The sequence below is a fragment of the uncultured Frigoribacterium sp. genome (genome assembly GCF_963515265.1).
In the GTDB taxonomy this organism is placed as follows: domain Bacteria; phylum Actinomycetota; class Actinomycetes; order Actinomycetales; family Microbacteriaceae; genus Frigoribacterium.
In genome coordinates, this window is sequence record NZ_CAUPYL010000202.1 from 1 (window position 1) to 4,609 (window position 4,609).

Here is a 4,609-nt window from a genome sequence, read left to right on the forward strand (position 1 = left end):
GCGTCCTTGACCGCCGCGATCCTGGGATGGTCCGCCAGGCGCAGCAGCGACGCCGGCGTCGGCGCGGCCGCCCCGAAACGCGCCCGCAGGGCGTCCACCGTCGACTCGGCTCCGCGCCACTCGGCGTCGTCGTCCCACAGGCCGAGCGAGAGCCCGCCGTCGTCGCCCGTGCCCAGCTGCTCGACGCGCACGCCGACGAGCCGGATGCGCTCGTGCTGCTTGCCCGTCGCCTCGTAGACCGAGCGCACCTCGTCGTAGATGCGGCGTCCGAGGTCGGTCGGCTCTGCGAGGGTGCGCGACCGCGTGATCGTGACGAAGTCGGTCGTGCGCAGCTTGAGCACCACGGTGCGGCCGCTGAGACCAGCCGCGCGGAGGCGTGCTCCGACCTTGTCGCTGAGCCGCAGCAGCTCGCGCCGGATGACGTCGGGGTCGACGACGTCGGTCGAGAAGGTCATCTCGTGGCCGACGCTCTTCTCGACCGTCTCGGTGTGCACCCGGCGTGGGTCGCGTGCCCAGGCGAGGTCGTGCAGCTTCGCGCCCGCGGCCGGGCCGACCGCGCGGACGAGGGTGTCGAGCGAGGCCGTGGCGACGTCGCCGACCGTGCGCAGCCCGAGGTTCGTGAGGACCTCCTCCGTCTTGCCGCCCACGCCCCAGAGGGCGCTGATCGGCCGCGGGTGGAGGAACTCGATCGTGCGGTCGTGCGGGACGACGAGGAGGCCGTCGGGCTTGGAGACGCTGGAGGCCAGCTTCGCGACGAACTTCGTGGACGCGGCCCCGATGCTGCAGCGCAGCCCCGTCTCGGCGTGCACGCGGCGCCGCAGCTCGGTCGCGATCCGCCACGGCGGGCCCATGAGCCGGATCGCCCCGGACACGTCGAGGAACGCCTCGTCGATGCCGAGGCGCTCGACGAGCGGCGTCACGTCGTCGAACATCGACATCACGACCGACGACCAGTGCCGGTACTTCTCGCCGTGCGGCTCGAGCACGATCGCCTGCGGGCACCGCCGGAGCGCGATCGCCATCGGCATCGCGGAGTTGACGCCGAACTTGCGTGCCTCGTACGTCGCGGCCGTGACGACCGAGCGGTCGGACCGGTGGCCGATGACGACCGGCTTGCCGACGAGGTCGGGGCGGTCGAGCAGCTCGACCGAGGCGAAGAACGCGTCCATGTCGACGTGCAGGATGGGCGCCGACACGTCGTCGGTGGGGTCCGCGGTGACGAGTCGCCCGCTGCCGTCCTGTTTGCTCACCCGGTGATCCTCACACGGACCGCCGACATCGCCGTCCGGCACGGGCCGCGGGCGCCCTCGCCGCGGCTACTGCTCCACCGGCCCGAGCAGGCGCGCCGCGATCGTCGCGTGCGCCGAGTCGGTGCTCGACGGGTGGAACCGCCCGGCGAGCACGTCGCGCTGCAGCCGCCCGAGCTCCGACGACGCCCGGTACGACCCGCCTCCGGCGACCGCGACGGCCTGGTCGACGACGGCCCGCGCCGCCTCCGTCACACGGGTCTTGAGGCCGACGAGGAGCGGCGACCAGTCGGCGCCGTGGTCGACGAGCCGGTCGACGTCACGGGCCAGCGAGTCGACCTGCGGCTCGAGGCCGTCGAGCACCAGGCGGGCGTCGGCGACCCGCCAGCGGACGATCGGTTCGAGGGCGAGCGACTCGCCCGTCCGGCGCGAGGTCCGTCCGGACGCGGACTCGACGGCGAGCTCGACCGCTCGCCGGGCGATCCCGCGGTAGGCGGCGGCGACGAGCGTCTCGAAGACCGCGAAGACGCCGAACACGAGCGGGTCGGCGCTCGATCCGACCGGCAGCTGCCGGACGATGCGCGAGGCCGGCACCTCGACGCCGTCGAGCCGGGTGCTGTGGCTCTCGGTCGCCCGCATGCCGATCGTGTCCCAGTCGCCGAGCGAGGTCCAGCCCGGCTGGTCGCGGTGCACGAAGCCGTGCACGAGCACCGGCGCCGCGGGGTTCGTGTCGTCACGGCCGAAGACGCCCAGCCGGGTCCAGACCGGCGAGAGCGAGGTCGCCGTCTTCGTGCCGGTGAAGCGCCAGCCGCCGTCCCCCGTGGGCTCGGCGCGGGTGACCGAGTCGAAGAGGACGAGGTCGTTGCCCGGCTCGCTCACCCCGAAGGCGAACACCTCCCCGGCGGCGGCGTCCGCGAGCACGAGGTCGAGCGAACGGTCGCCCCGGGCGCGCAGCACGGCGGCGCAGCCGGTCCAGACGAGGTGCATCCCGACCGCGAGGGCGGTGGCGGGAGCGGCGGCCGCGAGGCGGGACTGCAGGGCCGCGACCTGCTCGAGTCCCAGGCCCGCGCCTCCTTCGCCCTCGGGCACGAAGACGGTCAGGTAGCCCCGCTCGCGCAGCTCGGCGAGGTCGTCGTGCGGGAACGAGCCGTCCCGGTCGTGACCGGCGGCACGCTCGCGGAACCGAGCGAGCAGGTCGTCCGGAAGCAGCGCCGAGGGCGACCACGAGGAGGCGGTGGCAGGTCGGGCGCCGTCGGTCATGCACCGAGGGTAGCCACGTCGGCACCCGGCGGTAACGTGGAGGCCATGACTCAGCTGCACCCCTGGTCCCGGTACGTCGCGATCGGCGACTCGTTCACGGAGGGGATCGGCGACCCGGAGGAGCGTGCCCCCGGCGGTCACCGCGGCTGGGCCGACCGCGTCGCCGAGGTCCTGGGCTCGTCGGCGGACGACTTCGCCTACGCCAACCTCGCCGTCAGGGGGCGCCTGCTGGCGCAGATCGCCGACGAGCAGGCCGACGCCGCCCTGTCGCTCCGGCCCGACCTGATCTCCGTCTCGGCCGGCGGAAACGACATCATCCGCCCCGGGACCGACCCCGACCAGGTCGCCGCCGGCTTCGACGCCCTGGTCGAGAAGCTGGGCTCCCAGGGCGCGACGGTGGTCGTCTTCACGGGCCCGGACATCGGGCTGACCCCGGTGCTCGGGCGCCTCCGCGGCAAGGTCGCCATCTACAACGAGCACGTCCACGCGATCGCGCTCAAGCACGACGCCGTGGTCGCCGACATGTGGGCCCTCCGCCAGCTGTCCGACTCCCGCATGTGGGCCCCCGACCGGCTGCACTTCAGCCCGCTCGGCCACCACACGATCGCCCGGGCCGTGCTCGGCGCCCTCGCCGTCGAGAACGACCTCGAGCCCTGGCGGCCCGAGCCCCTCGAGCGTCGTCCGTGGCGCCAGGCGCGCTCGGAGGACATGGGCTGGGCGCGCGAGTACCTGGTGCCCTGGGTCGTCCGCCGCCTCCGGCACCAGTCGTCCGGCGACGGGCGCCAGGCGAAGCGACCGGACGCGGTGACGGTCATCTACCGCGACGAGCAGCCGCCGTCGTAGCGGCGGGCGCGGCCGCGGCGGGGCGCGTGGCCCCGCCGAGGAGGCGTCAGCCGCGTCCGCCGAGGACGTCCTGCGGGTGCGTCAGCCGCCACCACGCACCGGGCTCCGGGATCGTCGCGTCGAGCACCAGCGGCACGTCGACCTCCTCGCCGCCGACGTCGAAGCGGACGGTGCCCACCTCGTCGCCGGCGTCGTCCGGTCCGACCTCGTCGGTCTGCAGGGCGGAGGTGACCGTCTTGTCGCCCCAGACGAGCAGGTCGGCGTCCTCGGCCGCCACCGCCTGGGCCGACGCGCCCCACGGCAGGTCGTAGCGGGCCCAGACGTCGTCCCGGCTCGTCAGCGTGATGGTCTGGAACTTGCCCGCGACGCTCTGCAGCAGGCGCTGCACGTCGGCGTCGAGCGCGTCGTGGTCGACGCCGCCCAGGACGACGCCGACGACCGTCACGGTCCGGTCGGCCACCGTGAAGTCGGCCGCGAAGAGCAGGCAGGCGCCGGCCTCGTCGAGCGTGCCGGTCTTGATCCCCTTGACGCCGTCGAGGCCGAGCAGCTCGTTCGAGTTGTCGATGACCCCCACGCCGGGGATCGTCGTCTCGTCGGTGCCGACGACGGCCGCGACGTCGGGGTCGGCGAGGGCGAGCGCGCCGAGGGCGACGAGGTCGGTCGCCGTGCTCGTGTTCTGCGGCGACAGCCCGGTCGGCTCGACGATGGTGGTCGCGGCGAGGTCGTTCTCGGCGAGCCAGGCGGCCGCCGCGGACACGAAGGCGGCGTCCGACCCGAAGGCCCACCGGGCCAGCGTGGTCGCGTAGTTGTTCGCCGACTCGATCAGGGTCACCTCGAGCAGCTGCCGTTCGGTGAGGACGGAGCCCGCCGTCATCGGCACGACCTTCCCGTCGACGGCGCGGTACGTGTCGTAGAGGGCCGCGTCGGCGGCCGAGAGGGTGATCGACGGCCCGTCGCCCCCGTCCAGGGGCTTCGCGTCGAGGACGACGAGGGCGGTCACCACCTTGCTGATGCTCGCGATCGGCCGAGGCTGCGCGTCGCCGCTCGTCGTCAGGCTCTCATCGAAGCCGAGGGCCTCGACGGCCGTGGCCCCGTACGCCGGGAACGCGAGCTGCGCGCCCGGCTGGGCGGGCGCCTCCCAGGTCGACGCGGCGGCCGCGGCAGGCGCCAGCGGGCCGAGCAACGTGAGGGGCAGGTACGTGCCCACGGCGAGCACGAGCACCACGACGGCGGCCACGGCGGCCCGACGACGTCTGAGG

The 4,609-nt window shown here is 74.4% G+C and carries 4 protein-coding genes; 1 reads left to right on the plus strand and 3 read right to left on the minus strand.

Going from position 1 to position 4,609, the window contains the following annotated elements:
• Together dinB and RWM17_RS12480 are read right to left on the minus strand one after the other, a co-directional pair.
• A partial coding sequence (dinB, locus tag RWM17_RS12475; protein WP_314104137.1) for a DNA polymerase IV occupies nt 1-1,250 on the minus strand: 1,250 nt, incomplete at its 3' end.
• Nucleotides 1,251-1,316: 66 nt separating this feature from the next.
• On the minus strand, nt 1,317-2,507 hold the full coding sequence (locus tag RWM17_RS12480; RefSeq protein ID WP_314104139.1) for an acyl-CoA dehydrogenase family protein: 1,191 nt from the start codon (nt 2,505-2,507) through the stop codon (nt 1,317-1,319).
• Between the two features lie 45 nt (nt 2,508-2,552).
• On the opposite strand from RWM17_RS12480, the gene RWM17_RS12485 reads away from it, so the two are divergent.
• Nucleotides 2,553-3,350, plus strand: coding sequence for an SGNH/GDSL hydrolase family protein (locus tag RWM17_RS12485; protein WP_123545760.1), 798 nt, complete (start codon nt 2,553-2,555; stop codon nt 3,348-3,350).
• Nucleotides 3,351-3,396: 46 nt separating this feature from the next.
• On the opposite strand, the gene RWM17_RS12490 is transcribed toward RWM17_RS12485, so the two are convergent.
• A partial coding sequence (locus RWM17_RS12490) for a D-alanyl-D-alanine carboxypeptidase (RefSeq protein ID WP_314104141.1) occupies nt 3,397-4,609 on the minus strand: 1,213 nt, incomplete at its 5' end.

Bases quoted from the DNA above. Each gene is read 5' to 3' on its own strand.
- RWM17_RS12480 (WP_314104139.1), bottom strand. From the start codon at position 2,507: ATGACCGACGGCGCCCGACCTGCCACCGCCTCCTCGTGGTCGCCCTCG.
- RWM17_RS12485 (WP_123545760.1), top strand. From the start codon at position 2,553: ATGACTCAGCTGCACCCCTGGTCCCGGTACGTCGCGATCGGCGACTCG.